General features: G+C 63.3%; 26 protein-coding genes. 13 read left to right on the top strand and 13 right to left on the bottom strand.

Features of this window, described 5'->3' with window-relative positions; all coding sequences use genetic code 11:
• Positions 1 to 3 precede the first annotated feature (3 nt).
• The 3 genes from accB to ACH6CX_RS10850 form a co-directional block, all read right to left on the bottom strand.
• Positions 4 to 474 (bottom strand): acetyl-CoA carboxylase biotin carboxyl carrier protein, encoded by a 471-nt coding sequence (accB, locus tag ACH6CX_RS10860; RefSeq protein ID WP_232940840.1) that lies wholly within the window; start codon positions 472 to 474, stop codon positions 4 to 6.
• A gap of 42 nt (positions 475 to 516) precedes the next feature.
• The gene (gene aroQ / locus ACH6CX_RS10855) at positions 517 to 951 is read right to left on the bottom strand and encodes a type II 3-dehydroquinate dehydratase (protein WP_232940841.1); all 435 of its coding nucleotides are present in this window, start codon (positions 949 to 951) and stop codon (positions 517 to 519) included.
• Between the two features lie 257 nt (positions 952 to 1,208).
• Positions 1,209 to 3,002, bottom strand: coding sequence for a protein-disulfide reductase DsbD family protein (locus ACH6CX_RS10850; protein WP_396675395.1), 1,794 nt, complete (start codon positions 3,000 to 3,002; stop codon positions 1,209 to 1,211).
• Positions 3,003 to 3,143: 141 nt separating this feature from the next.
• Here ACH6CX_RS10850 and ACH6CX_RS10845 point away from each other — a divergent pair, with 141 nt between their 5' ends.
• The 4 genes from ACH6CX_RS10845 to ACH6CX_RS10830 all read left to right on the top strand — a co-directional run bounded on the left by ACH6CX_RS10845 (position 3,144) and on the right by ACH6CX_RS10830 (position 6,799).
• Entirely contained in the window at positions 3,144 to 3,881 is a 738-nt protein-coding gene (locus ACH6CX_RS10845) for an N-acetylglucosaminyltransferase (RefSeq protein WP_232940842.1), read from the top strand.
• Positions 3,881 to 4,324: a copper chaperone PCu(A)C gene (locus ACH6CX_RS10840; RefSeq protein ID WP_334079103.1), complete on the top strand. Its 444-nt coding sequence runs from the start codon at positions 3,881 to 3,883 to the stop codon at positions 4,322 to 4,324. Before ACH6CX_RS10845 ends, ACH6CX_RS10840 begins: the two co-directional genes overlap by 1 nt.
• A gap of 56 nt (positions 4,325 to 4,380) precedes the next feature.
• A complete protein-coding gene (locus tag ACH6CX_RS10835; protein WP_232940844.1) occupies positions 4,381 to 4,950 on the top strand; it encodes a YajG family lipoprotein in 570 nt (189 codons plus the stop codon).
• A gap of 103 nt (positions 4,951 to 5,053) precedes the next feature.
• Complete coding sequence (locus ACH6CX_RS10830) at positions 5,054 to 6,799, top strand: EAL domain-containing protein (protein ID WP_232940845.1); 1,746 nt, start codon at positions 5,054 to 5,056, stop codon at positions 6,797 to 6,799.
• 20 nt (positions 6,800 to 6,819) lie between these two features.
• On the opposite strand, the gene ACH6CX_RS10825 is transcribed toward ACH6CX_RS10830, so the two are convergent.
• Positions 6,820 to 7,848, bottom strand: coding sequence for an adenosine kinase (locus ACH6CX_RS10825; RefSeq protein WP_396675394.1), 1,029 nt, complete (start codon positions 7,846 to 7,848; stop codon positions 6,820 to 6,822).
• A 219-nt stretch (positions 7,849 to 8,067) separates the two neighbouring features.
• Here ACH6CX_RS10825 and mrcB point away from each other — a divergent pair, with 219 nt between their 5' ends.
• The gene (gene mrcB, locus ACH6CX_RS10820) at positions 8,068 to 10,722 is read left to right on the top strand and encodes a penicillin-binding protein 1B (protein ID WP_232940847.1); all 2,655 of its coding nucleotides are present in this window, start codon (positions 8,068 to 8,070) and stop codon (positions 10,720 to 10,722) included.
• A 21-nt stretch (positions 10,723 to 10,743) separates the two neighbouring features.
• On the opposite strand, the gene ACH6CX_RS10815 is transcribed toward mrcB, so the two are convergent.
• Complete coding sequence (locus tag ACH6CX_RS10815) at positions 10,744 to 11,097, bottom strand: winged helix-turn-helix transcriptional regulator (RefSeq protein ID WP_396675393.1); 354 nt, start codon at positions 11,095 to 11,097, stop codon at positions 10,744 to 10,746.
• A gap of 181 nt (positions 11,098 to 11,278) precedes the next feature.
• Here ACH6CX_RS10815 and ACH6CX_RS10810 point away from each other — a divergent pair, with 181 nt between their 5' ends.
• Positions 11,279 to 11,896 carry an NAD(P)H-dependent oxidoreductase gene (locus ACH6CX_RS10810; protein ID WP_232940849.1) on the top strand — a complete coding sequence of 206 codons (618 nt, stop codon included), beginning with the start codon at positions 11,279 to 11,281 and terminating at the stop codon, positions 11,894 to 11,896.
• Between the two features lie 40 nt (positions 11,897 to 11,936).
• Complete coding sequence (locus ACH6CX_RS10805; RefSeq protein ID WP_232940850.1) at positions 11,937 to 12,473, top strand: redoxin domain-containing protein; 537 nt, start codon at positions 11,937 to 11,939, stop codon at positions 12,471 to 12,473.
• 93 nt (positions 12,474 to 12,566) lie between these two features.
• On the opposite strand, the gene hemB is transcribed toward ACH6CX_RS10805, so the two are convergent.
• Entirely contained in the window at positions 12,567 to 13,577 is a 1,011-nt protein-coding gene (hemB, locus tag ACH6CX_RS10800; RefSeq protein ID WP_232940851.1) for a porphobilinogen synthase, read from the bottom strand.
• A 132-nt stretch (positions 13,578 to 13,709) separates the two neighbouring features.
• Here hemB and ACH6CX_RS10795 point away from each other — a divergent pair, with 132 nt between their 5' ends.
• Complete coding sequence (locus ACH6CX_RS10795; protein WP_232940852.1) at positions 13,710 to 14,096, top strand: MAPEG family protein; 387 nt, start codon at positions 13,710 to 13,712, stop codon at positions 14,094 to 14,096.
• Between the two features lie 29 nt (positions 14,097 to 14,125).
• Here the strand turns inward: ACH6CX_RS10795 and hemL are convergent, their stop codons facing one another.
• From hemL to ACH6CX_RS10775, 4 genes are all read right to left on the bottom strand, one after another.
• The gene (hemL, locus tag ACH6CX_RS10790) at positions 14,126 to 15,415 is read right to left on the bottom strand and encodes a glutamate-1-semialdehyde 2,1-aminomutase (protein ID WP_232940853.1); all 1,290 of its coding nucleotides are present in this window, start codon (positions 15,413 to 15,415) and stop codon (positions 14,126 to 14,128) included.
• Between the two features lie 153 nt (positions 15,416 to 15,568).
• The gene (locus ACH6CX_RS10785; protein WP_232940854.1) at positions 15,569 to 16,357 is read right to left on the bottom strand and encodes a hydroxymethylpyrimidine/phosphomethylpyrimidine kinase; all 789 of its coding nucleotides are present in this window, start codon (positions 16,355 to 16,357) and stop codon (positions 15,569 to 15,571) included.
• Positions 16,358 to 16,449: 92 nt separating this feature from the next.
• Positions 16,450 to 16,872 (bottom strand): protoporphyrinogen oxidase HemJ, encoded by a 423-nt coding sequence (gene hemJ / locus ACH6CX_RS10780; protein ID WP_232940855.1) that lies wholly within the window; start codon positions 16,870 to 16,872, stop codon positions 16,450 to 16,452.
• 58 nt (positions 16,873 to 16,930) lie between these two features.
• On the bottom strand, positions 16,931 to 18,742 hold the full coding sequence (locus ACH6CX_RS10775; protein WP_232940856.1) for a chloride channel protein: 1,812 nt from the start codon (positions 18,740 to 18,742) through the stop codon (positions 16,931 to 16,933).
• Positions 18,743 to 18,854: 112 nt separating this feature from the next.
• Between ACH6CX_RS10775 and argC the strand changes: the two genes are divergently transcribed.
• The 4 genes from argC (at position 18,855) to erpA (ending at position 21,698) form a co-directional block, all read left to right on the top strand.
• Positions 18,855 to 19,901, top strand: coding sequence for an N-acetyl-gamma-glutamyl-phosphate reductase (gene argC, locus ACH6CX_RS10770; protein ID WP_232940857.1), 1,047 nt, complete (start codon positions 18,855 to 18,857; stop codon positions 19,899 to 19,901).
• Positions 19,902 to 19,961: 60 nt separating this feature from the next.
• Positions 19,962 to 20,705, top strand: coding sequence for a DUF6776 family protein (locus ACH6CX_RS10765; protein WP_232940858.1), 744 nt, complete (start codon positions 19,962 to 19,964; stop codon positions 20,703 to 20,705).
• A 72-nt stretch (positions 20,706 to 20,777) separates the two neighbouring features.
• Positions 20,778 to 21,188 carry a polymer-forming cytoskeletal protein gene (locus tag ACH6CX_RS10760; protein WP_232940859.1) on the top strand — a complete coding sequence of 137 codons (411 nt, stop codon included), beginning with the start codon at positions 20,778 to 20,780 and terminating at the stop codon, positions 21,186 to 21,188.
• A 156-nt stretch (positions 21,189 to 21,344) separates the two neighbouring features.
• Positions 21,345 to 21,698, top strand: a complete 354-nt coding sequence (gene erpA, locus ACH6CX_RS10755; protein ID WP_232940860.1) for an iron-sulfur cluster insertion protein ErpA — start codon at positions 21,345 to 21,347, stop codon at positions 21,696 to 21,698.
• A 102-nt stretch (positions 21,699 to 21,800) separates the two neighbouring features.
• Here the strand turns inward: erpA and ACH6CX_RS10750 are convergent, their stop codons facing one another.
• Together ACH6CX_RS10750 and ACH6CX_RS10745 are read right to left on the bottom strand one after the other, a co-directional pair.
• Entirely contained in the window at positions 21,801 to 22,910 is a 1,110-nt protein-coding gene (locus tag ACH6CX_RS10750; protein ID WP_232940861.1) for an anhydro-N-acetylmuramic acid kinase, read from the bottom strand.
• A 4-nt stretch (positions 22,911 to 22,914) separates the two neighbouring features.
• Positions 22,915 to 24,297 carry a peptidoglycan DD-metalloendopeptidase family protein gene (locus ACH6CX_RS10745; RefSeq protein ID WP_232940862.1) on the bottom strand — a complete coding sequence of 461 codons (1,383 nt, stop codon included), beginning with the start codon at positions 24,295 to 24,297 and terminating at the stop codon, positions 22,915 to 22,917.
• Between the two features lie 269 nt (positions 24,298 to 24,566).
• On the opposite strand from ACH6CX_RS10745, the gene tyrS reads away from it, so the two are divergent.
• A complete protein-coding gene (gene tyrS, locus ACH6CX_RS10740; protein ID WP_232940863.1) occupies positions 24,567 to 25,871 on the top strand; it encodes a tyrosine--tRNA ligase in 1,305 nt (434 codons plus the stop codon).
• A 146-nt stretch (positions 25,872 to 26,017) separates the two neighbouring features.
• On the opposite strand, the gene ACH6CX_RS10735 is transcribed toward tyrS, so the two are convergent.
• The coding region (locus tag ACH6CX_RS10735; protein ID WP_396675392.1) for a hypothetical protein at positions 26,018 to 26,412 on the bottom strand (395 nt) is incomplete at its 5' end.

The following is a 26,412-nucleotide window of genomic DNA, read 5'->3' as shown; positions in this document are numbered from 1 at the left end:
CGGTCAGACGATGGTGACGAGCGGCTGGTCGAATTCCACCGGCTGGCCGTCCTCGACCAGGATGCTCTCGATGGTGCCGGCCTTGTCCGCCTCGATCTGGTTCATCATTTTCATGGCCTCGACGATGCACACCACATCGCCCGGCTTCACTTGCTGGCCCACTTTCACAAACGGTTCCGCGCCGGGGCTGGAAGCGGCATAAAAAGTGCCCACCATGGGGGACTTGATCGCATGGCCGGTCAGGGCCGGGACGGATTCCTCCGGCTCGGAGGCCGGGGCAGCGGGCGCTTGCGCTGGGGCGGCTGCCGGGGCCGCGGGGGCCACCTGGGCCGGCATCTGCGCCATCATCGGTTGTGGGGCGTTGCTGACCCCACGGCTGATGCGCACCGATTCCTCACCTTCCTTGATTTCCAGCTCGCCGATATCCGATTCCTCGAGCAGTTCAATCAGTTTTTTAATTTTGCGGATATCCATAGTTCTCACTCGCAGTCTTGGGTGATGACAGTATTGGGTTGGTTAAAGTTCGTTTAGCGCCGCCTGCAGCGCCAGGGTGTAACTCGCCGGGCCGAAGCCGCAGATCACGCCCCGGGCCAGGTCGGAAAAATAGGAATGGCGACGGAACTCCTCCCGCGCGTGCACATTCGACAGGTGCACCTCGATAAACGGGATAGCCACGGCCGCCAGCGCATCGCGCAGGGCCACGCTGGTATGGGTAAAGGCGGCGGGGTTGATCACGATGCAATCAATGCCCTCGCGGCCAGCGGCGTGCACTCGCTCGATCAGTTCCGCTTCGCTGTTGCTCTGCAGGGATTCCAGCTGGTGGCCGGCCGCTGCGCACTGCTGGCGCGCTGCGCGGTCGATCTCCGCCAGCGTGGTCGCACCATAGACCGCCGGTTCACGCGTGCCCAGCAGGTTGAGGTTCGGTCCATGCAGCAGAAGGAGGCGTGCCATAGCTTGTCCTGAAGAAAAAGCGCGAAACGGTCACAAAAAATTAGCGAAAATTGGCTAACTTGCCGGGAACGGTCACGTTTGCGCCCCGGATGGCCATAATCGGGGCGAGTGTGCCCCAAAAATGACCCCCTGTCCATGACCTGGAGCACGGATTATTGACGTTAGGCGCAGTTCGGCGAATTTTGCCGCTAAATTAGCTAACTAGTCGATGTGCAGTGGCTTGATCGCCAGATTGGTTGGCTATAAAGACCGGCCGGTCACAGGCTGGCGGAAGCGGGCGTGCGGGCCGCTCTATCCAGGGCCTCCAGCAGTCCGTCGCGGCTGAGGACCTGTGGCAGGATGCGGGGCTCGCCGCCACCAGCGGGGTAGAGCAGGTACAGCGGAACGCTGGTGCGGCCGTGGCGCGCCAGCAACTCGCTGATCTGTGGGTCCTGGTTGGTCCAGTCGCCCTTGAGCGCCACGACGCCCAGTTTCTCGATGGCGGTGCTGACTTCGTCGCTCGACAGCACCACTTTTTCATTGGCCAGGCAGGTGATGCACCAGGCTGCCGTCATATTGGCCAGTACCGGGCGGCCCTCGGCGCGGGCGCGATCCAGGCGTTCTGGTGAGTACGATTCCCAGTACCCCGAATTGGTGGCCACCTGCGTCACGGTTTCCAGCCGTGGCAGCAGGGCCACAGCGATGGCGATGGCCGCGATGGCCGTACCGCCCTTGAACCAATGCCACTGGGGGCGCGGCCACAGCCACAGGGCGAAGGCAATTGCCACCGCCCCGGCGAGCACCAGCGCCACGCCGTCGCTGCCACTCTGGCGGCCCAGCACCCACAGCAGCCAGACTGCGGTGAGGTACATGGGGAAGGCGAGCAGTTGCTTGAAGCGATCCATCCAGGGCCCCGGCCGCGGCAGCCGTTCCACCAGCCCCGGTGCATAGGTCAGCGCCAGGAAGGGGGCGGCCATCCCGGCCCCCAGGGCCGCAAATACCGACAGGGCAACCGGGGCGGGCTGGGTGACTGCAAACCCCAGGGCGGAGCCCATCAATGGCGCGGTACAGGGGCTGGCCACGAGCGTGGCCAGGGCGCCGGTGGTGACCGAGCCGCGCAGGCCCGGGCTGTTACTGACGCCATGGCCGATACCCATCAGGCGACTGCCGAACTCGGTGACCCCGGAGAGGCTCAGCCCCATGGCGAAAAACAGGTAGACCAGTACCGCCACCAGTACCGGCGACTGCAGCTGGAAGCCCCAGCCGATCGCCTCACCGCCGGCGCGCAGGGCCAGCATCAGGCCGGCGATGGCGACAAAGCTCGCCACTACACCGGCGCTGTAGGCCCAGCCGTGGGCGTGGCGCTGCGCCGGCACGCGTGCTGTCTCACTGATCGCCAGCAGCTTGATGGATAGCACCGGGAACACGCAGGGCATCAGGTTGAGAATCAGCCCGCCGATAAATGCCCCCAGCAGGGCCAGCGGCAGCGAGAGGCTTGAGCCCTCGGCGCCAGGGTCCGCGCCACCGGGGGGAGTGGATGCGGGGGGAGTCGTCCCGCCACTGGCCGGTGTGGCGGTACCGTTGCCGTAGTCCAGGTCAAAGACCCGTGTTTCCGGCGGATAGCAGAGGCCGGCATCGGCGCAGCCCTGGTAGTGGACCTCCACCCTGGTGGTGCCTTCGGCCTGCGGCAGTGGGATTTCCAGTTGCAGCCGGTAGACCTCGGTCTCTTTCTCGAAATAGTCGTCCCAGATTACCTCGCCCTCGGGCAGGTTGAGGGGCAGCTCGGTGCGCTGGTCGCCGTCGATCTGGTAGAGGGCGAGTTTGTCGCGATAGAGGTAGTAGCCCTCGGCAATCTGGAAGATGGTGCTGGCGCCGCTGTCGCTGAACAGGAAGTCCTGCTGGTAGGCTTCGTCCACCTTCAGGAAGGCCTCATCCTGTGCGGCCCCGCCCAGGGGAGTGCCAAATGGGGACTGTGATGCCTGCGCAACCGCGTGCATCGCGCCGAGTACCAGGGTGGCCAGGACCAGCAAAAGGGGGAATTTTTTTCGTAAACCGTTGGTCATCACAGTCATCACAGTTCAAATTCTTTAAAGTCAGCATTAATCTGACTGTCCGGACCGTCACGGGTTCATTGCGAAACCGGCGGCGGAAGCAGTATAACGGTGACTGCGGTGCAAAAAAACGGTACAAAAAAACAACATCTGGAGTTGGGCTTGTCGAATCACTCGGGATTCCGTGCAGTAGCGGGCGCAATGGTGCTGGCCTGCTGGCTTACGGGGTGCGTTACTTCAACACCGGTCCCCGCCCCGCGGGCGGTGCCCCTGCCTGAGCCAGCGAAGCCGGCCGGCCCGACGCCGGAGGAAATTCGCCAGCGCAACGTGGAGTTCTTCCTGGCCCGCGCCGAGGCCGCCCAGCGGCAGGGCTTCCTGACCCGGCCACCCGGTGCCAGTGCCTTTGACTATTACCTGCGGGTGCGCCAGCTGGATCCGGACAATCGCCGCGCGGCCAGTGGTATCCAGACGATTGTGATCGAGTTTGTCGAGCGCGCGCGGGATGCCCTGCGCCGTCGCTCCTTTGGTGAGGTCAATGCATACCTGAACCGTGCCGACGAGCTGGCTCCTGATAACCCGCTGGTCGGCGAAGTCCGCGCGCAGCTGGCGCGGGAGCGGAGCCGCGCCAGTGCGGGGCTGCCCGAGGGGGAGTCGGTCAAGTTGTCACCCGGCGCCCTGTCGGCGAAGTCCCCGGAGATGGTGGCGACGTTAAAGGACCTGGCCCAGCGTATCCGGCGGGAGAATCAGCGTATTATCATCATTGCGCGCCAGGATGCCGAGGGACGCTGGATCTACCAGAAGCTGCGCGAGGCGGTACCCGGTTACCGCGTGCGCGGGGATATCAAGGTCGGTGGGACGCCACAGGTGATCCTGACCGGCTCCATGGGGGGAGCTGAATAGTGAAGCAATGGCTTCTTTGTTGCCTGGCAATGGCGGCGCTCAGTGGCAGCCCGCTGGCGGCCGCGGCACTGGATATCGACGGTTATGCCCGCGAGACACTGCCGGGTGCCACCATGTCGGCAGCATACCTGACGCTGCGCAATGGCGGGGATACCGCCCGCACCCTGGAACGGGTAGAGTTACCGGGGGTCGAGGGCGCCCGGGCGCAAATACACAGTACCGTCAGAGATAACGGGGTGAGCCGTATGCGTCCCCTGACGGCGCTGCCGGTTCCTGCGACCAGTTCAGTGGCGATGGCGCCGGGGGGGATTCACCTGATGCTCAGCGGGGCCGAACTCAGGGCAGGCGGGCAGGTCCAATTGCGACTGCATTTCGCCGACGGTGAAGTGCAGCTTATCAGTGTGCCGGTGCGCGGTACCGCCGGCCAGGCGCACCACCACTGACTATAGGAATTTAGCGCCCGCGCACGCGGGTGGATAAAGACAAACTGGAGGTATCAATGAAAAAAATTGTGATCAGTCTGCTGGCAGTCCTGATGGTGGCCTGTGCCCACAGCCCGGTGGAAATCCAGGTGCGGCCGCAAGTCGATGTTGCTCCCGAGGCTTTCGGTACTGGCTTCTCGGTCAGTGTCCAGGGCGCCAACAAGCTGCCCGGCGGCGGACTGGGTTCCCTGGGGGGCATTTACGCCGATCAGTCTCAGGTTCGGCTGGGCAACAATGTCGAGGACGCCCTGGCTGAGACCCTGAAAGAAGGGTTCCGGAACTGGTCGTTTGAACCGGTATTCAGCGGCGCCGACGTCCAGGTAGTGGCCAGCCTGACCAGCCTGAAGTACGACAGCCCCAACGGGCTGGTGACGAGTAAGGTGGATTCCTCCGCGGAGGTGCAGTTGGCGGTGACCATCGGGGGTTCCACTTACTATGGCAATTACCGCTCCAGCGGCAAGGATCGCAACCTGATCAAGCCGGCCAAAGAGGAAGTGGAAGGGCGTATCAATGGCCTGCTGAGCGCCACGCTGCAGCGGGCGTTCGAAGACGAAAAACTCAAGAGCTTCCTGCGAGCGAATCTCTGACGGGAGCTGGTGAAGCGGCACTGCTGTGCCGTTCGCCGCGCCCCGTTGGGGTGCCCAGCTCGCGCGAGGCAGGGACAGCCGAAAACACTGTGAGCCCGCAACCTTGACCAAATTCGATCCGAAATCCGTGTCAGAACTCGGCCCGCTGGCGCAGGCCGGGCACACCCAGGCCGCGGCCGGCCGGATCAGCGCAGCTGCCGCTGAGCTGGCGCTGGGCGCCGTGGCTGACGGGGTTCTGGTCGCCGACGCGACCGGGCGGATCACCTACTGCAACCCCCTGGTGGCGGAGCTCACCGGCGGAGTGGTGGCATTGTTGCCGGGGGAGTCGCTCAACGAGAGGCTATCCCTGTGGAACGAGAGTGGTGAGCAGTTGCCACCGCTGTTGCCTGACGGCGCCGAAGCTGCCTCCCATGAACTGACGGCCTACCTGCAGTGCCCCACCGGCGACAATGACCCGGCCCCACTCAGCCTGGGTGTGAACGTGGTGCGCGACGGATCCACGCTTGAAGGCTTTGTCATTATCCTGCGCGATACCACTGCCGCGCGACGTCTCTCCTCTCGCCTGAGCTGGCAGAATACCCATGATGCCCTGACGCACCTGCCCAACCGGCAACTGTTTGAATCGGAACTGCAGCAGAGCCTGTCCGCCTGCGAGGACCGCCGCCACCACCATGTACTGCTCTACCTGGATGTTTACCAGTTCAAGGTGGTGAACGACACCCTGGGCTACCGCGCCGGAGACCAGTTACTGGTGCAGCTGGCGGAGTTGCTGGCGGCCTGCCTCGCGCAGGAGGACCTGTTCGCCCGGGTCGGTAGTGACGAGTTCGCCATCCTGTTGCGCGATTGCTCGATCGAAGAGGCTCGTCGCGTGGTACTGCGCCTGCGGGAGACGGTCAAAGGGTTCTCATTCCAGTGGGAGGGCAGCGACAGCCGGGTGGCCCTGTCCATCGGTGCGGTAGCAGTCGATCACCACGCCAGTTCCGTCAGCCAGCTGCTCGCCTCCGCCAATGATGCCTGCAGCGCGGCCCGGGACCAGGGCCGCAACCGGGTAAAGCTGTTCAGCGATTCACGCAAGGTGCTGGAAAAGCGCCGCCAGACGATCTGGGTGGCTGAAATCCATGCGGCCCTGCGGGAGGACCGGCTACTGCTGCACCGCCAGCCGGTGGTCAGCCTGGGCGGGGAGCGGGGTGTCCACCATTACGAGGTGCTGGTGCGCATGCGCGGACGGGACGGGGACCTGATTCCGCCGGGGATGTTCCTGCCGGCCGCAGAGCGTTACGGCCTGATCGAGGAAGTCGATCGCTGGGTGATTCGCCGGGTGTTCCAGCATATGGCCGCCGAGTCCGGCGGCGACGAGGAAAGCTATGCAATCAACATCTCCGGCCTGAGCCTGGGGGATGAGGCCTTCGTGGACTTCGTGCTGGCGGAGCTGGCGGACGCAGGGGTGGCGCCGTCGCGGGTACAGTTCGAGATTACCGAGACCAGTGCCATCAACAACCTGCAGCGGGCCCTGATCTTTATCCACAGGTTACGCGCCGCGGGCTGCAGTTTTGCGCTGGACGACTTTGGCCAGGGCGCTTCGTCCCTGGCTTACCTGCGGCAGCTGCCGGTGGATTACCTGAAAATCGATGGCAGCTTCGTGCGCAACATGCTCGACGACGAGATCGACAGCGCCATGGTGAGCACCATCGACCACCTGGCCAAGCAGATGGGCATCAGCACCATCGCCGAGTATGTGGAAACGCCGGAATTGATGGAGAGATTGCGGCAGATGGGTGTCGATTACGCCCAGGGATTCGGTATTGCGGCAGCGGCCGAGTTTCCCGACCGGGAAGCCGGCAGCAGCTGATCCCGCTGCCGGGTATACACTCAGCGGGCGGGTCCGCTGTTGCCCTCCGCCAGTTCCGGCTCCTGCTGCAGGTCGCCGTATTGCCCGGCCCGCAAGCGCGGTCCGTACTGGCTCACCACCCGGGCGGCGGCGCGACAGGCCAGTTTGCCCGCCTCGGCAAAGCCCATACCGCGGTTCAGGCCATAGATAAACGCCCCGGCAAAGGTATCGCCGGCGCCATTGGTGTCGATCGCGTGCACTTTGGGGGCCGCCACCTGGTGCTGGCGCTCGCCGTCCCACAGCAGTGCGCCATCGCCGCCCAGGGTGATGGCAAAGCTGCGACAGTGCCGGGCCAGTGCCGCCGCGGCCGCCTCGACTGAATCCGTGCCGGTATATCCCAGCGCCTCATCCCGGTTGCAGAACAGCAGGTCGACACCGTTGCCGATCATTTCCCCCAACCCGTCGCGGAACAGCTGGACCATCGCGGGGTCCGAAAGGCTCAGGGCGGTTTTTACGCCGGCCGTCTCGGCCTCCTCGCGCAGGGTAATGGCCGCCTGGCGACCGGTGTCGGAGGAAACCAGGTAGCCCTCTATGTAGGCCCAGCGGGAGGCCCGCAGGGCTTCCCGGTCCAGCTCGGCCACAGACAGCTCACCGCTGATCCCGAGGAAAGTATTCATGCTGCGCTCGGCGTCCGGTGTCACCAGCACCAGGCACTTGCCGGTAATGCCAGCGTCGGCCTGCTCCAGTGCCGCAGGGTAAGAGACGCCGGCCCGGGACAGGTCGGCCCGGTAGAAGTCGCCATTGTCATCACCGGCTACCTTGCAGGAGTAGAAAGTGCGCAACCCCAGGTAACTGGCGGTGATGATGGTGTTGGCCCCGGAACCCCCGCAAGCGCGCTTGGCCGTCACCAGGTGGTCCTGCAGGTCGCTGACCAGCTGGGCCTGGCGCGATTCATCCACCAGGGTCATGACGCCCTTGTCGACACCCAGTGACTGGAGGTCGCCGTCGGTAACCTCGATTTCGGTGTCCAGGAGGGCGGCGCCAATGCCGTAGAGATCGTACTGGTGCATAGGGGTCCTTGTTCGGGGATGGATTGGGGCTGGTTCAGGGGGCATTATGGCCGCCGGCAGGTCAAGTGCAAGTCGGCCGGGTTTGACATGTCCGTTGCAGGGCTTATAAATGCCCGGCCCGGGGCGTGTGCTGCGGTCCGGGGAAGCATGAGGTAATTTGGGAACGGCGCGGACGTCCCCCTATCTATAGTTTACGTATTGGGTTGGTACTGCATCGCTATGGCTGCAACTAAGCGCAAACGCGCGAAATCTTCAAAACAGGCAAGACTGCACCGCTGGCTGGTGCGGCTGGGACTGCTGGCGCTGGTGGGCGCCCTGGCCCTGGCGGGCTATATGGTCTACCTGGATATGCAGCTGCGTGAACGGCTGGACAGCCGCCAGTACCAGTTGCCGGCCCGGGTATTCGCCCGCCCGCTGGTCCTGCGGGAGGGGATGCCCCTGCGTCCGGATGAACTGATGGCTGAGTTCGATGCCCTCAGCTACCGGGAGAAGAAACCGCTGACCGAGCCGGGCCAGTGGCACCGCGAGGGCATGGAGTTCCGTATCTGGCGGCGGGATTTCGCCCATGCAGACGGCCGAGAGCCTGCCGCCCAGGTAACCTTCCGCCTGCGGAACGACGAGCTCAGTAACCTGCGCGACGAAAATGGCCAGAAAATCGGTAAATTCCGCCTGGATGCGGCGCCCATTGGCACCCTCCTGGGTGGGGGGGACGACCGCAACCCGGTGCGCTTCGCCGATATTCCACCATTGCTGGCCAACACCCTGATCGCCGTGGAAGACCAGGATTTCCTGCACCACTTCGGTGTTTCACCCCGGGGCATCGCACGCGCCATGATTGCCAATATCAAGGCCGGCAGTGTGGTGCAGGGTGGATCCACGATTACCCAGCAGCTGGTCAAGAACATCTTCTTCGACCACAAGCCGAGCCTGCAGCGCAAGATCAATGAAGCGTTGATGGCCATCCTGATGGAGCTCCACTACGACAAGCCCTATATCCTGCAGGAGTACATCAACGAGGTGTGGCTTGGCCAGCAGGGCAGCCGCGCCATTTATGGCTTCGGGCTGGCGGCCGAATTCTATTTCCAGAAACCGCTGGATACCCTCGAGCCGCACGAGATGGCCCTGCTGGTGGGGCTGGCCAAGGGGGCGTCCTACTACAATCCCTGGCGCCATCCGGAGCGGGCGCTCGAGCGCCGCAACACTGTCCTCGATGTAATGATGGAGCAGGGCCTGATCTCCGAGGAGGCCCACAAGGACTATCGATCCCGCCCGCTGGATGTGGCCAGCGCCGGTGCCGCGGCGCAGAATCCCTACCCGGCGTTTACCGAACGGTTACTGGAGGAATTGCGCCCCTACTACTCCTATGAGGAGCTGCGTACTGCCGGGCTGCGGGTTTATACCTCGCTGTCGCCCTGGATCCAGAAGCTGGCCGAGGACGCGGTCAGTGCCCGCGCCGAGCAGATCGAGAAGGACCGCGGTATCCAGGAGGACTCCCTGCAGGCGGCCACGGTATTGCTGGATAACAACAGCGGTAATGTACTGGCGATGGTGGGCGATCGCCGCCCCCACTACCCGGGTTTCAACCGGGCCCTGGAGGCGCGTCGCCAGGTGGGGTCGCTGATCAAGCCGGCGGTGTACCTGACGGCGCTGGAGCGGCCGCACCAGTACAACCTGGCCACACCGATCGAGGACGCCCCCATCCGCGTGGAGGGTGACAACGGCGATGTCTGGATGCCGGCGAACTTCGGCAACAAAAGCCATGGCCCGACGCCCCTGTACCTGGCCCTGGCCAAGTCGTACAACCAGGCGACTGCCCGGCTGGGGCTGGACCTGGGACTGGAGAACGTGCGCCAGACCATCCGCCGGCTGGGGGTGCAGGCGGACCTGCCACGGGTTCCCGCCCTGCTGTTGGGGGCCGTGGAAATGACCCCGTTCGAGGTGGCAGGCATGTATCAGACCATCGCCAATGGCGGCGAGCATGTGGAGCCGCGCACCCTGCTGGCGGTGGCGAACGCGGACGGCGAGCAGGTACAGCGCTTCCGCCGGCGCAGCAACCGCGGTGTGGACGAGGTGCCGGCCTACCTGCTGCGCTATGCCATGGAGCAGACGATGAAAGAGGGTACCGGCAAAAGCGCCATGCGGCGCCTGCCGGGCAGTGTGGCGTTTGCCGGCAAGACCGGCACCACCAATGACTACCGCGACAGCTGGTTTGCCGGCTTCTCCCCGGACGTGACCGCTGTGGTCTGGCTGGGCCGCGACGACAACGAGCGCACCAGCCTGACCGGTGCCACCGGCGCGCTGACGATCTGGACCGAGGTCATGCGCAAGCTGCCACACCGCCACGGCCGGGTGGAGCCGCCGCGGGGCGTGGAATTCAAACCGGTGAACGCGCGCGGCCAGTATATGAATCCGGAGTACTGCCGGGGCGGCATGGAAATGCCGTTCTCCTACGAGACCCGCCTCGAGCCGGCACCGGAATGTCGCGGGCGCGATCGTTTCCGCTGGTTCCGCGACTTCTTCGGTGATGACCGGGACGACAATCGCCGCGACGATGCCGCCCCGCGGGAGGATATGACCCCGGGCTGGGGGGTGGACCCAGATGAAGACGATCGCCAGCGTGAGCGCGAGCGCCAGTTGCAGGAGCAGCTGCGCATGGATGATGAACCCCTGCAGTTGCCGCGCGGTGAGGAAGAACGGTTGCGGCGTCAGGAGGACCTCTGGCAGCAGGAGGAGCGCCGTGCCGAAGAGGAGCGCCAGCAGCTCCAGCGGCGCCTGGAAGAGGAAGAGCGTCGCCGGGAAGAGCTGCAGCGCCGTGGCGACGTGCCGGTGGAAGAGGCAGAGCCCTGGCCCGGCGATGAGGACCAGTGGCCCTGACGGCACCCCGTTAAAGGGGGCTCAGATATCGTGGGCTTCGGCCCACTCCTTTAATTGATCCAGCACCGACAGTGATGAGCGACCGAATTCGGTGATCGTATAGGCCACCGCAATGGGACGTGTGCTCAGCACCTCGCGACTGACCAGTCCCTGTTGCTCCATTTCTTTCAGTCGCTGGTCCACCATTTTCTTGCTGGCGCCTCCCAGCTGGCGCGCCAGTTCATTGAAGCGCACGGGGCCATCCTGCAGGTGCCACAGAATCGAGCCTTTCCATTTGCCGCCGATGATGCGCATGCCCCTCTCAATCGGGCAGGGCTCCATGCAGGTATCACTGTTTCCGGCATTTGCCGGAGATCTTTGCTTGGTTTCACTCATTGGTCACATTTCCTCTCGGGCCTGGCCGCTGGACTCCCGCTAGCTGGCGACTGCTTGTGCGTGCTTGCGCGGTTGAGCTCTGATGTCCGCAAGGTTACAAAAAGTATACTGGTTGACAGTAGTAACCTAAGGTAACAGTATTCCGCGGACTTATCCATCCACAGTATTTGCGGAGCCGCGAGTGAATCTCTTTATCATCAATACCCACCAGTACTACCCGTTTTCTGAAGGCAAGCTGAGTGCTGCCATGGTTGCGATCGCCAGGGAAGAGGCAGAGGCCGCCGGCCATGCGGTCAAGGTCACCACCATGCAGGATGCCTATGACGTGGAGGCGGAGCTGGAAAAGCATGAGTGGGCGGACGTTATCCTGTTACAGGTCCCGGTCAACTGGATGGGGGTGCCCTGGTCATTCAAGAAATACATGGATGAGGTTTATACCGCGGGTATGTCCGGGCGACTTTGCGACGGCGATGGCCGTCACCGGGACCAGCCGGAAAGGCAGTATGGCACTGGCGGTGTGCTGGGCGACAAGCGCTATATGCTCTCACTGACGTTCAACGCACCGGCGGAGGCATTCGGTGACGGCAACCAATTCCTGTTCAAGGGGCGGGATGTCGACGACCTGTTCATGCCCACCCACATGAATTTTCGCTTTTTCAACATGTCCCCGCTGGAGACATTTGTCTGCTATGACGTGATGAAAAACCCGGAGACAGAAAGCGACAAGCTGCGCTTTCGTGAGCACCTGCGCAAACAGCTCAACCTGGGGAGCGCCACCCGGGAGAGCGGTGCAGCCTGACTGATTGAACGGAATTGAATAGCAAGTCGAGGAATTCCCCATGAGCCGACAAAGCAGGCCGGCAGCCGGAGAGCCCTTCCCGGAAGTGCTGGTAACCACGCTGGATGGCAAGGCCGTCCAGTTAGGCCATGCATGTGAGGAGGCCGACTGGACCATGGTGGTTGTCTACCGCGGGCAGCACTGCCCGCTATGCACCCGCTACCTGAACCAGTTGGAGAATTACTGGGACAGGCTCTGTGCCAACAAGGTCGGGCTGATGGCGGTGTCAGCGGACTCACGCGAGCAGCTGCAAGCGCATATGGAAAAGCTGGAAGTTTCTTTCCCTGTTGCTTACGGGCTTACGGTTGAGCAGATGCAAGCGCTCGGCGTCTATATTTCAGTACCCCGTTCTGCCGCGGAAACGGACCATAACTTTGCCGAACCGGGTATTTTTGTGGTTAATCAGGACGGTAACCTGCACGTGGTGGATATTTCCAATAATCCATTCGCACGGCCGGATATAGAACAATTGGTTTCCGGGCTCGAGTGGATCAGGGACCCGAAGAATGATTACCCGGTCCGGGGGACCTTCCGTTAAATGATCCCGTCCTCCCAGCCGCCAGTCCCGGCGGCTGGGATCAGGGTCGGAATGCATTGCAGCTGCCCTGGTGGCCAACTGGCCGCAACGGGGTTATCGATTGAGTAACTTTGCCGCTTCCTCGGCAAAGTAGGTCAGGATACCGTCTGCCCCGGCGCGCTTGAATGCCAGCAGTGACTCCAGAATCACCGCTTCCCGGGCCAGCCAGCCATTGTCAAAAGCGGCGCAGTGCATGGCGTACTCCCCGCTCACCTGGTAGGCGAATGTGGGCACTCGCAGCTCTTCCTTCACCCGGCTAACCACATCCAGGTAGGGCATGCCCGGTTTCACCATGATCATGTCGGCGCCCTCGCGAATATCCAGTGCGCACTCGTGCAGGGCCTCGTTGCCATTGGCCGGATCCATCTGGTAGCTGGCCTTGCTGCCCCCCTTCAGGTTGCCGGCCGATCCCACGGCATCCCGGAAGGGGCCATAGTAAGCCGAAGCGTACTTTGCTGCGTATGACATGATGAGCGTGTTGACCCGCCCATCGTGCTCCAGGGCAGCCCGGATGGCGCCGATACGGCCATCCATCATGTCGGACGGGGCCACCACGTCTGCGCCGGCCTCGGCATGGGACAGTGCCTGCTCGACCAGTACCTCGACAGTATCGTCGTTGACGATATAGCCGCTGTTGTCCATCAGGCCATCCTGGCCGTGGCTGGTAAAGGGATCCAGGGCCACATCGGTGATCACGCCAAGTTCGGGGGCACTGTTTTTTAGCTCCCGCACGGCGCGCTGGGCCAGGCCATCCGGGTCGTAGGCCGCGCGCGCGTCGTCTGATTTTGCCGAGGGATCGACCACCGGAAACAGGGCCACCGCGGGGATGCCCAGGTCGACCAGGGTTTTCGCCCGGGCCGCGAGCAGGTCTACGCTGAGGCGCTCAACACCGGGCATGGAGGCAACCTGCTGGGTTTCGCCGTGCCCCTCGATGACAAACAGGGGCAGGATCAGGTCGTCGCAGGAGAGTTGCCGCTCGCGCACCAGTCGCCGGGCAAAATCCTGTGCGCGCAGGCGGCGCATGCGGGTGTTGGGGAAGGGGCCGCGCTCAAGGCTGATACTCATGGGGCTGGACCTTGTGAGGAAACGAATTGAATAGAATTGAGAAAATGTATCCCGGCCTGCCGGGCTGGACAGTCCCGCTGCGACTCGCACCGGGTTGTCCGGGCGGCAATGATAACAAAAGGAGAACAATCGATGTCCGTTGCCCTGTGGTGCCTGCTGGCAACCTCAATTATGCCCTACGTGTTCACCGTAATCGCCAAGGTCAGCGGGCGGGGACGCTACGATAACCGTGCCCCGCGCCAGTACCTGGAGGCCCAGGAGGGGTTGTCCCAGCGGGCGGACTGGGCACAGCGCAACAGTTTTGAGGCGCTGCCGGTATTTGCCGCGGCGGTACTGGCGGCGATGGTGGCGGGTGTTGCTGAATCCTGGCTGGCGGGCCTGTCGCTGGCGTTTATCGGCATCCGCGTAATTTATGGCGCCTGCTACCTGTGCGACTGGCACGGGGCCCGCTCCCTGGTGTGGTTCGCGGGCCTCGCCTGTTGTATCGGCCTGCTGGTGCTGGCAGCCCTGGCGGCCTGACGGGGGATTCCGCCAGGCCGGGGCTGTTGTCAGCTACCGGCGATGGATGCCAGCACACGGCGGGCGGCCGCCACTGTCTGCTCGATGTCTTCCTCGCTGTGGGCGGCGGACATGAAGCCGGCCTCGTAGGACGCCGGGGCAAGGTAAACTCCCTCGTCCAGCATGCCATGGAAGAACCGGTTGAATTGCTCGTTGTTGCACGCCATGACCTGTTGGTAATTGGTTACCTGTGGCTCCTCGGTAAAGAAGAAACCGAACATACTGCCGGCACGGTTGGCGGTCATGGGAATGCCCACCTCTTTCGCAGCCTCAAGCACGCCGTTGACCAGCTTCTCGGTCCGGTCGTTGAGTTGCTGGTAGAGCCCGGGCGCCTGCACCAGGCGCAGGGTCTCCAGGCCCGCCACCATGCCTACCGGGTTGCCGGACAGTGTGCCGGCCTGGTAGATCGGCCCCAGCGGCGCGATCTTCTCCATGATCTCCCGCTTGCCGCCGAACGCGCCCACCGGCATGCCGCCGCCGATCACCTTGCCCAGGGTGGTGATATCCGCCTCGATGCCAAAGTGGCCCTGGGCGCCGGTGAGGCTCACCCGGAAGCCGGTCATCACCTCGTCCAGGATCAGCAGTGCGCCGTGCTGGTCACAAACCTCCCGCAGCGTCTCGAGGAAGCCCGGAACCGGGGGGACGCAGTTCATGTTGCCGGCCACCGGCTCGACGATGATGCAGGCAATCTCGTCGCCAATCTCGGCAAAGCACTGCCTGACCGACTCCGGGTCGTTATAGTTCAGGGTGATGGTGTGGTCGGCCAGTGACGCCGGCACACCGGGAGAGGAGGGCACGCCCATGGTCAGGGCGCCGGAACCGGCCTTCACCAGCAGGGAATCGGAATGGCCGTGGTAGCAGCCCTCGAATTTGACGATTTTGTCGCGGCCGGTATAGCCGCGCGCCAGCCGGATGGCGCTCATGGTGGCTTCGGTACCGGAATTTACAAAACGCACCAGATCCATGTTGGGCCATAGCCGGCACAGTTCTTCGGCCAGTTCGGTTTCCAGCTCGGTGGGCGCCCCGAAACTGAGGCCGGACTGTGCCTGTTCCACCACCGCCTCGATCACCTCGGGCTGCGCGTGCCCCAGCACCATGGGGCCCCACGACTGCACGTAATCGATATAGCGCTTGCCGTCGGCGTCAAACAGGTAGGCACCCTCGGCGCGCTCGATAAACAGCGGCGTGCCCCCGACCGCGCGGAAGGCGCGCACCGGCGAATTGACCCCGCCGGGAATGACTTTCTGGGCTTCGGCAAAAAGTTGCTCGGATTTACTCATAGCGATCTGCGGCCTTGCTGATTGGCTGGAAATTTGGCGGGTATTATCCGGATGGCCGACGGCGGGAGCAAATGCGCGGCGCACTGGCGACAGCCACTGCACAGGGCTTGCCATGGGGAGCATGCCGGCGGGCAAAAGCTTTATGTGGTTGCTTCAGCGCTTGGTCCAGAACAGGCGGTTCGGGACCGGCCGGCCCATCCCCAGCCGGCGGCTGTCGGCGATCGCGCTCCAGGTGAACTGCTGGCTGCGACTCACTGCCTCGATCACTGTGAGGCCGTGCGCAATATGGCAGGCGATGGCGGTGGCGAGGGTACCGCAGGTGCCGTAAGCGGCGGGCGGGAGGCGCCGCCAGAGGAACTGTCGCATCAGGCCGCGTTCGTCGTAAAGCCGGTTTTCCAGCTGCTGGTCGGCGGCCGGGACCCCGGTGAGCAGCAGGTAGCGGCAGCCGCTTTCCAGTAGCTCCTGTGCCTGGGCATCGAGTACGTCAGCCTCCAGGGCCATGGCACGGGCCTCGCGGCGGTTGGGGCAGACCATGGTGGCAAACGGTAACAGCAGGGAGGTCATCGCTTCCCACAGCGGGGGAGCCAGCAGGCTCTCCTTGTCGGCCAGGGTGGCGTCCGGGTCGATCACGATGGGAATGTGGGGGTAGTCGGCAAGCACGCTGTGGAGTGCGCGTACGTTTTCCACTGAGCCGAGGTAACCGACCTTGATCGCGGCCACCGGCAGGTCTTCCAGCACCGCCCGGGCCTGCTCCACCAGCAGCGTGTCCTCCACCGGCGCCACGCCCTGGAGTTCGCCGGTGTCACAGACACTGATAGCGGACACCACGGAAGTGCAGTGGCATCCCAGGCTCACCGCGGTCTCGGTGTCCGCGGTGATGCCGGCACTGCCACTGGGGTCGTGGTGGGTGACGGTAAGAATGATGGGTTGGCGTGTATCCATTTCCTGTCGGGGCGATATCCGGGGTATTGGGCGCGACCAGAGATGCCCTAATTCTAGTTGTTATATGGCGGTGGGCCGGAATGATCCGGTGCCTAAAACGGCCGCACCACCGCAAGAATCACGATCGCCACCAGTGCCAGCACTGGTACTTCGTTGAAAATGCGGAAATAACGCCCGGATTTGGTGACGGTACCGGCGGCGAACTGCTTCACATAGGCGCCGCACATATGGTGATAGCCGATCAGCAATACCACCAGCAGCAGCTTGGCGTGCAGCCAGCCGGCGCTCTTGTAGTAGTCGAGGTTGAAGGTGATCAGCCAGCCGCCCAGCAGGATGGTGGCAAGCATCGACGGCAGTCCGATGCCGCGGTACAGGCGCCGCTCCATGATGCAGAAACGGTCGCGGCTGGTGGCGTCGGTGGCATCCCGGTGGTAGACGAACAGCCGCGGCAGGTAGAACAGTACGGCGAACCAGCAGACCATGGCCACAATATGGAAGGCTTTGACCCAGAGCATTGCGTATTCCTTGTTGTTTTCGTCCTCGCGACCATGCCGGCCCGCGGGGCAGCAGGGGTCACTTGCGATAAAAGTTGTCGATGTCTGCCGGCAGGATAATGCCCGCGGCGTCATTGTCCAGCATGCCCGAATAACCGCGGGAGATATACAGGGCGTCGGCCTTGCTGCTTTCCAGTTTCTGGTGGGCCTCCAGCAGTGTGCTGCGCCAGTTGAGCCCGGCCGCCGCAAAGCGCTCGCCGGGCAGCTTGAGCAGGTCCACCGGGGGCTCCTCCCCCTCCACCGCCTGGCTGCCCTCCGGGGCACCTTTCTTTTCCTCCACCCGTTGCAGGAAGCTGGCGAGGTCGGCTGCCCGCAACAACTGGTGCGCGGGTTCGTCCGGCAACTCTACCAGCACCCACAGCGGGTGGCGCTGAATCAGCCGCTCGGCCTGGCTCCGCCCCACTTTCTGTGGTGACACCACAAAGCGCCGTTCCATCACGCTGGCGACCCCCACGCGGTTCAGCATCTGTGCTCGCCAGGTGGGGGTGCCGCTCTTGTCCATGGCTCGCAGGGTCTCCTGGAAGATACCCTGGGCTGCAAAAAAGTAGCGGCTCACCAGGCAGGCCACCACGATCATCATCATGCCCGGGAAGAGCACGTTGGGGTTGTAGGTGAGTTCCAGGATTGCCAGCAGCGCCGCCAGTGGTGCATCCAGCAAGGCGGCCATCATCGCGGCCATGCCCACCATGGCGTAGAAGCCCGGGCTGGCGGTGTACTCGCCCAGCCACAGGTTGGCCAGGCTGCCGGCTATGCCGCCCATGCAGGCGCCGAGGAACAGGCTGGGGCCGATCACGCCCCCGGGAATGCCCAGGCCGGAGGCCAGCGCCGTCGCCACCATTTTCGCCGCCACGATCACCAGCAGGGCCCCCAGGGCAAGTTCGCCCAGCATTGCCAGTTCGAGGGTGTCATACCCCGCGCCGAGGATCTCCGGCACCCAGATGCCCAGGGTGCCGGTCACCAGCCCGACCGCCAGGAAACGCAGGATCGGTGCGCGGCGCTGCATGGGGGCCAGGTATCTCTGGGCGCGAATGAAGAGTGCGGCGAGGGTGCCGATGACTACGGCACAGAGCAGCAGCACCGGCAGCTCGGCCAGCGAGCTGAGCTGGATCGCGGGTACGTTGAAAGCCGGCTGGTTGCCGAAGGCCAGTTGGGTGATGGCGCTTCCGGTCGCTGCAGCGAGGATGACCGGCAGGAAACCCACCACCGAGTACTCGAGCATCACCACTTCCATGGCAAACACCACCCCCGCCAGCGGGGTGTTGAAGGAAGCCGCGATCGCCGCTGCCACACCGCAGCCGAGCAGGCTGCGCACCGAATTGTTGGGGAGTTTAAGCCTGCGCCCGAGCCAGCTGCCACTGGCGGCGCCGAGGTGTACTGCGGGGCCCTCGCGACCCACGGACTGGCCGCTGACCAGCGCGATTGCACCGGCGAAAAACTGCAGTAACGCGTTGGCCACTGGCATATTGGCCTGGTGGTTGTGCAGGCGGTCGAGCACATGGACCACACCCACCAGCCGCCAGCCGGGGCTCAACAGCTGGTAGATGGCCCCCAGTACCAGCGCTCCGCCAACGGGCAGGGCGAAGCGCCAATAGGTGGGCAGGCTTTCATAGCGCTCGGGGATGGACAGGAACAGCTCCGCCGGTATTTCGCTCAGCAGGCGAAAGGCCACCGTCACCGCTCCCGCGAGGATGCCGGTCAGCAGGGCCATGGCCAGCAGCGGTGCCAGCGCCTCCTGGGATGACAGCTGCAGGCGCCACTTTTCCAGTCCCCGTTCGCGCAGGGGCCATTTCGGCTGCTTTTTTTTACCCGTGGGGCGCGCTTTCCTGAGCACCGTGCGTCCTTTCCCGATGGTGGCTTGTGGTAGAGTGCAGCCTCCATTATACAGGCCGCGCCGGCGGTGTATGGGTGAGCCCGGTACGGATACAGCAGCGAGGAGTCAGACAGTGATCAAAGTAGCAATCGTCGGCGGGACCGGATACACGGGGGTGGAGCTGCTGCGACTGCTGGTATTGCACCCGCAGGTAAGCCTGGCTGCGATCACCTCCCGCGCCCTGGCAGGGCAGCCAGTGGCGGAACTTTTTCCCAGCCTCCGGGGTCACTGTGACCTGGCTTTCTGTGAACCGGACCTGGCCCAGTTGGCCACGTGCGATGTGGTCTTTTTTGCCACTCCCCACGGGGTGGCGCAGGCCCAGGTGCCGGAACTGGTGGCACGCGGGGTAAGGGTCATCGACCTGTCGGCGGATTTCCGCCTGCGCGATATCGCCACCTGGGAGCGCTGGTATAACCAGTCGCATGCCGCGCCGGAGCTGGCGGCGGAAGCCGTGTACGGCCTGCCCGAGGTCAACCGCGAGCAGATTGCGGGGGCACGGCTGGTGGCCTGCCCGGGCTGCTACCCGACAGCGATCCAGCTCGGCTGGATCCCGCTGCTGGAGCGCAACCTGGTGGAGCCGGGGCACCTGGTGGCGAGTGCCGCGAGCGGCGCCACCGGCGCCGGGCGGCAGGGCAAGACCGAGTTGCTGCTGGCCGAGAACAGTGACAGCTTCCGCGCATATGCGTCAGGCGGCCATCGCCACCTGCCGGAGATCGAGCAGGGACTGCGCCGGGTGCAGGCCGCAGGCAGTGCCGAGCCGCGGGTGACCTTTGTGCCACACCTGCTGCCGATGGTGCGCGGTATCCATGCGACCCTGTTCGCGCGGCTGAACGGGGATAGCGGTCTGGCTGAGCTGCAGGAACTGTACGAACAGCGGTATGCCGCTGAACCATTTGTGGACGTGCTGCCACCAGGCAGTCACCCGCAGACCCGCAGCGTCAGGGGGAGCAACATGTGCCGTATTGCCCTGGCGCGGCCGGATGACCGGGACACGGTGGTGGTGATGTCGGTGATCGACAATCTCGCCAAGGGCGCCTCGGCCCAGGCCATCCAGAATATGAACATCATGTTTGGCCTGAATGAGAAGCTCGGACTGGAGAGCCCGGCGCTGCTGCCTTAGAATCGTCAGATTCAACAGGCTCACAAGTAAGTCATAACGAGATAAGAACACACGGGTGTCATGGCACATAAAGTAAAAGGCAGTAAACAGTACCGCATGAAGGTAGTGCCGCACCGGCCCTACTCCGGCGCCCTGACGTTGCTGGGGGTGACGCTGCTGGTACTGGTCACCTCGGCGGCCGCTTACTTCGCCGGCCAGCACCACCTGCGTAAGGGGCTGGATCGCAAGACCATGGCCCACGAGGAGTCCCTGGACAGGCTCGATTCCCTGCGCAGGGAAAATGAAGCCCTGCGGCTGCGGGTGGCCACGGCCGAGCAGTCACTGGCGATCGGTGAGCAGGCGGACGAGAAAGTGCGGGCCGAGCTGGTGGAGAAGGAAAACCGGATCGCCGAACTCAAGCAGGAAATTTCCTTTTACCGGGGCCTGATGGCGCCGGATGATGACGGCGATGGTGTTTCCATCGGCCGTTTCAGTCTTTCGCAAATGGCCGATGAGCGGCGCTACCAGTTCAAACTGTTGGTGCAGCAGTCGGCCACGCGACACAGCGTGGTGACGGGGCACGCGACCTTCACCGTGGTGGGCAGTCAGGATGGACAGCCAAAACGCTATCCGCTCAGCGCCCTGTCGCAGCAGGTGGACAGCGAAAAGATCGCCCTGCGCTTCAAATATTTCCAGAATATTGAGGGCGAGCTACAGTTGCCTCATGGCTTCGAGCCAGAGGGCGTTGAGCTGTTGCTCAAGTCCAGCGCGCGTAAGGGGTTCAATATCGAGCAGCGTTATGGCTGGCTGGTTCAGAAGAGCTGATGCCAGGCGCTGATTGCACGAGGTTTTGACTGGATTATGTTTAGAAAGCAAGAGAAAGAGAAGACGACGACTATGGCTAGCTCTGGAAGTAACCACACGACCCTGATCGCCCGCCAGACCGAAGTGAGTGGCGACCTGCATTTCCGCGGTAACCTGGTGGTTGAGGGCACCGTTCACGGGAATGTCAGCGCACACAGCGACAGTGACGCGCGCCTGCAGATTGTCGATGGCGGCAAGGTGGAAGGTGAGATTCGCGTGCCGCACGTGGTCATCAATGGCAACGTCAAGGGCGATGTGTATGCCGTTCGCCACTTGGAGCTCTCCGCCAAGGCAATGGTTGAGGGCAACGTGCACTACAAGCTGATCGAGATGGTCAAGGGCGCACAGGTCAATGGCTCCCTGGTTTCCAACGTTGAGATGGACAACGCCGGTGAGCCGCGCATGCTCGAGTATTCCGAGGAGATCTCGGTCGACTCCGAGTAATCCCGGCTCTCTTTGACCGGCTGGTCGGCCTCTGTCGGCCGGCCGGTGTATGCGGCCGAATACTTGACTGATTTCGTCGGTTTTAGCACTATGGCGGCCCCCGGGCCCAGCTCAGTACAATGGGTGGGCTGGCCCATATTCTGCCGAGAGAGACTTATGTCAGAAGCTGTTTCCTTTTCTCCCGAGCCGGTGATCGTTACCGAGAAGGCTGTGGCCAAGGTCAAGAGCCTGCTTGAAGAGGAGGGCAATCCGGAGCTGAAACTGCGGGTGTTCGTCACCGGCGGCGGCTGTTCCGGCTTCCAGTACGGGTTCACTTTCGATGAGCTGGTGGCTGACGACGATGCGCTGGTCGAGAAAGATGGCATCGAGGTCGTGGTAGACCCGATGAGCTATCCGTACCTGGTTGGGGCAACAGTGGACTACGAAGAGGGCCTGTCCGGCTCGCGCTTTGTGGTGCAAAACCCCAACGCTTCCTCCACCTGCGGCTGCGGGTCATCATTCTCCATCTGATCGCCCGGGATGAACCCGGGCCGGGTCCTGTCCTGTTCCCGTAGCTCGGCTGTCCCTTATCTTCCTGCCTTCCCTGCTCCCGCCTGGCCGCTCGCCATCCACTCAGGCGGGGTAGATACCTCCGAGCACCGTTTCGCGAACCGCGCCGGTTACACCGGGACAGTTGCCCGGGAGCCCGTGCATGGTCTGGCGCGCCAGCCACGCGAAGCCGACAGCCTCCAGCCAGTCGGCGTCGATACCATAACTGCCGGTGCTGGCGATCGACCAGGTGGGCAGGCGCCGGTGCAGGCGCTGCATCAGGTCCGCATTGCGTGCGCCCCCACCACAGATCAGCAGCTCACCGCCGTTGGCAAAGGCGTGCACGGCGTCCGCGATACTGGCGGCAGTGACCTCGGCCAGGGTCGCCTGAACGTCCGCCGGGGCCAGCTCTAGGCCCTCGCCAGCCCGCTCCAGCCAGGTGGGATTGAATGCCTCGCGCCCGGTGCTTTTGGGGGCTGGGGCGGTGAAATAGGGGTCGGCCATCAGGCGGTTGAGCAATTCCGGGCTGACGCGACCGCTGGCGGCCCAGGCGCCGTCGCGGTCAAATGGCTGGCTGCGGTGCAGGCCAATCCAGTAGTCCAGCAGGGCATTGCCGGGACCGGTATCGTAGCCGCGCACGCTGCCGTCGGCGCGTAATTCAGTGATATTTGCCATGCCGCCGATGTTCACCACCGCACGATCGCGGTCGGCCGCGAAGGCCGCCTTGTGAAAGGCTGGCATCAGTGGGGCGCCCTGGCCACCGAGGGCCATATCGCGCCGGCGGAAGTCTGCCACCGTGGTAATACCGGTGCGGGTGGCGATGGTGTTGGGGTCGCCGATTTGCATGGTAAAAGGGTGGGCGACAGTGCCGGGCGGCCGGTGGCGCACGGTCTGGCCGTGGCTGCCGATAGCGGTGACTCCGGCCGGTTTGACCCCGGCATTATCCAGCAGGGCCAGGGTTGCCTCGGCAAACAGCTGGCCCAGCTGGCAGTCCAGCTGGCCGGCCCGGTCCAGTTCCGAGGGGCCGGGGGCGCAGAGGGCCAGCACGGCATCGCGCAATGCAGGGGGGATCGGGTGGCCCAGCGTGGCGATAATATCGGCCCTGGACGACGTTTCCTCAGAGAACTCGACCAGCACCGCGTCGACACAATCGACGCTGGTGCCGGACATCAGGCCGACATAAAGCTCGCCCATAGGGTCAGTTGACGTTTTGTTGGTTTTGTTCTTCGCCGCGTTGTGCCAGCGCCGGTTGCTCGTAATTTTCCAGTTTTGCCAGCAGGGGCTGGGTCTGGGCGCGGAAGCGCGCCATCTCGGAATCCGGGATGGACTTGGCCTTGGGCAGCTTGCGCACGATGGTGGCAGGGTTGCGGTGATGGCCGTCTACCAGGAACTCGTAGTGCAGGTGGGGGCCGGTTGCATACCCGGTGGCGCCGACGGTGCCGATCACCTGGCGCTGCTTGACCCGGTCGCCCACCTTCACCTTGCGCTTGTTCAGGTGCAGGTAGCGGGTGATGTAGCGCTCGCCGTGCTTGATAAACACATAATTGCCATTGGGCCTGCTATAGCCGGCCTTGATTACGCGCCCGCTGCCAGCAGCATATACCGGGGTGCCGCGCGGTGCGGCGTAATCGGTTCCGTTGTGTGGCCGGCGGGTTTTATGGATCGGGTGCAGGCGGCTCGGGTTGAAGTGTGAGCTGATGCGGGCAAAGTCCACCGGGGTGCGGATAAATGCCTTGCGCATGCTTTTGCCATCAGGGGTGTAGTAGTTGGCATCACCGTTCTGGTCGACGTAGCGCACCGCACTGAAGGTTTTCCCCTGGTTGACGAATGTCACCGCCTGGATAGGGCCATTGTCGATCTTCTCGCCGTCGAGGAATTCTTCCTCAAAGAGTACGCTGAAGTGGTCTCCTTTCCTGATGTCGAGGGCAAAGTCGATATCGGAGCTGAAGACCTGCGCCATTTCCATGATGAGGTTATTGCTCAGGCCCGCGTTGTTACCGGCAACAAACAGGGAGCTCTCGATCTCTGCCTGGCGGTAGGCCGGGTAACTGTCGGCCTCCCGCTGGTGCAGGGCATAGCTGAAGTCGCCGCTGTCACCGCGCTTGAATTCCAGGCGGCTGAGGCGATCCCGGTGCACCTCCAGGCTGTCGAGTGAGCCGTCACCAGCGATATGGAAGGTGAGTTCCTCACCGGGGCTCAGTCGCGCAAGGCCCTTGGCTTCCTTGCCGCTCTCCAGTAGCTCGTACATATGGCGGATATCCACGCCGGCACGGTCAAACAGGTTGGAGAGGGTGTCGCCGTTACGAACCTTCACCCGTTTGCTGCTGGTGGGGGCGGGGGTTGCTGGAGAGGCCTCGGGTGCGGCGTCGGCAGCGGCCATGACCACGGCGGGAGCAGCTTCCTCAACTGCGGACAGGGTCACAGGCAATGAATGGCGCTTCGCCTCTACCTCTGGGGTGGAGACGAACATGGCGAGTGCCAGCGCGCAGCTTGCGGCACCTGCCGCGAGGGCATGGGTGCGCGGGAAGTGCTGGCGCAGTGCGCCCAGCAGGCGCGGCTTGGTAGTGCGATGATTCTGCATGGTCTTAACAGGAGGCGCTGTTTGTACTTGTCTTGCGTGCTTTGCGGTGTCTAAAAAACGAACACCAAACACCCTTTATATCAAAAATCTTACCGTGATTCACGGGGTAATTGACCTGTCTGTCCATGACTGAGTTCCTCTGCGTTGACAATCTGCAGTGGTGGGCGCTCCCGGGAGACGCTTGTATTTCGTCCGATATCGGGTAATGTTGCTGCCCGTTTTGCCGCCGGCGGGCGGCGCAACCGTCAGTTAATTCACGAGGGGAAACAATGGCCGGGGTCGATACGACACTGCTGAAAGACTTGGACCGCCGGGGACTGATCAATCAGGCCACCGGGGATGGGGAGCTCACCGAGCATCTGGCGCAGTCCCGCACCCTCTATTGCGGCTTCGATCCCACCGCTGATTCCCTTCATATAGGCAGTCTAGTACCCCTGCTGACTTTGAAGAGGTTTCAGGCGGCAGGACACAAGCCGATTGCGCTGGTTGGCGGAGCAACCGGCCTGATTGGTGATCCTTCCTTCAAGGCGCAAGAGCGCAACCTGAATACCCCGGATGTGGTTTCCGGCTGGGTCGAGAAGATTCGCGCGCAGGTGTCCCAGTTCATCGACTTTGATTGCGGCGATAACAGCGCCATGGTGGTCAACAACCTGGACTGGACCAGGGACCTCAGTGTGCTGGACTTCCTGCGGGATGTGGGTAAGCACTTCTCCGTCAACAACATGGTCAACAAGGAATCCGTCAAGCAGCGGATCCAGCGTGAGGGGGAGGGTATCTCTTTCACCGAGTTTTCCTACATGTTGCTGCAGTCCATGGACTTCTCCGAGCTGTATCACCGACACAGCTGCAGCCTGCAGATCGGCGGCTCGGACCAGTGGGGCAACATTACCGGCGGCGTGGACCTGACCCGACGCCAGCACCGCGGCAAGGTGTTCGGTATGACAATGCCCCTGGTGACCAAGGCGGATGGAACCAAGTTCGGCAAGACCGAGAGTGGCACCATCTGGCTGGATCCGGCGCGTACCTCCCCCTATGCCTTCTACCAGTTCTGGCTGAATACAGCGGATGCGGACGCCTACAAGTTCCTCCGTTACTTCACTTTCCTGGACGTTGAGGAGATCGATGCGATCGAGCGCGCCGACGCGGAGCGTGCCGGCAAGCCGGAAGCGCAGGCTATCCTGGCGCGAGAGGTTACCCGGGAAGTGCATGGTGAAGAAGGGTTGGCCGCGGCCGAGCGTATCTCCGGTGCGCTGTTCTCTGGGGATAGTGCCGGCTTGTCCGAGAGTGACCTGGAGCAGCTCCGCCAGGATGGCCTTCCCAGCTCCGACCTGCCGGCAGACTTTGGCGACCAGAGCCTGATCCACGTCCTGGTGGAGGCTGGTATGGCCCCGTCCGGCAAGCCGGTGAAGGATGCGCTGGGCCGCAATGCCGTACTGGTGAACGGGCAGGCGGTGGGGATTGACCGCAACAGTGATCCCGCGGGCGTATTCAGTCGCGACAATGCGCTATGTGGTCGCTTCTTTATCGTTCGCCTGGGCAAGAAGAAATACCACCTGTTTACCCTTGCCGGCTGATCGCTTTCTAAGCGTTTTTTGGGGTGAAGTAATTTTTTTACAGTTTTGTCACAAAAGCGCTTGCAAGGCCCCCGGGCGAGCCCGTATAGTTCGCGCCCTCGCTGCTTGAGAAGTGGCGGGGAGGCAGCTCCAAGTGATTGATTTTCCTAAGAAAATTTCTTCAAAAAAGAGCTTGCCAGACACGGAGAGGTCGCTATAATGCGCGCCACTTCGGAAGGGCCAGGCGGTCCTTCAGGGTCGGGAAAAGACGCCTTCGGGTATGGGTTTCCGGCGCTGAAAAAGCCTTCAAAAAAAGGCTTGCCAAACAGGAAGAGGCCGATATAATGCGCGCCCCTTCGACGGTCACCGGAAGCGGTGGTCGGGGATCCCGGAAAGGCCCGAGCGGCCGGCACGGGAAGCCAAAAAAAGCTGCGAAAAAGCACTTGCTTCAGCAGCCCGGATGTGTAGAATACGCGTCCCGCAGTCAGGGCCTGGCGCCCGACTGAGTTGTTTAAAAATTCGATCAAGCAATGCGTGTGGGTACTTGCGGAGCGACGAATCG

The organism is Microbulbifer sp. JSM ZJ756 (assembly GCF_044383805.1).
Classification (GTDB): domain Bacteria; phylum Pseudomonadota; class Gammaproteobacteria; order Pseudomonadales; family Cellvibrionaceae; genus Microbulbifer; species Microbulbifer zhoushanensis.
Note: the sequence above shows the minus strand (reverse complement) of the source record. Positions and strands in the feature narration are given on the sequence as shown.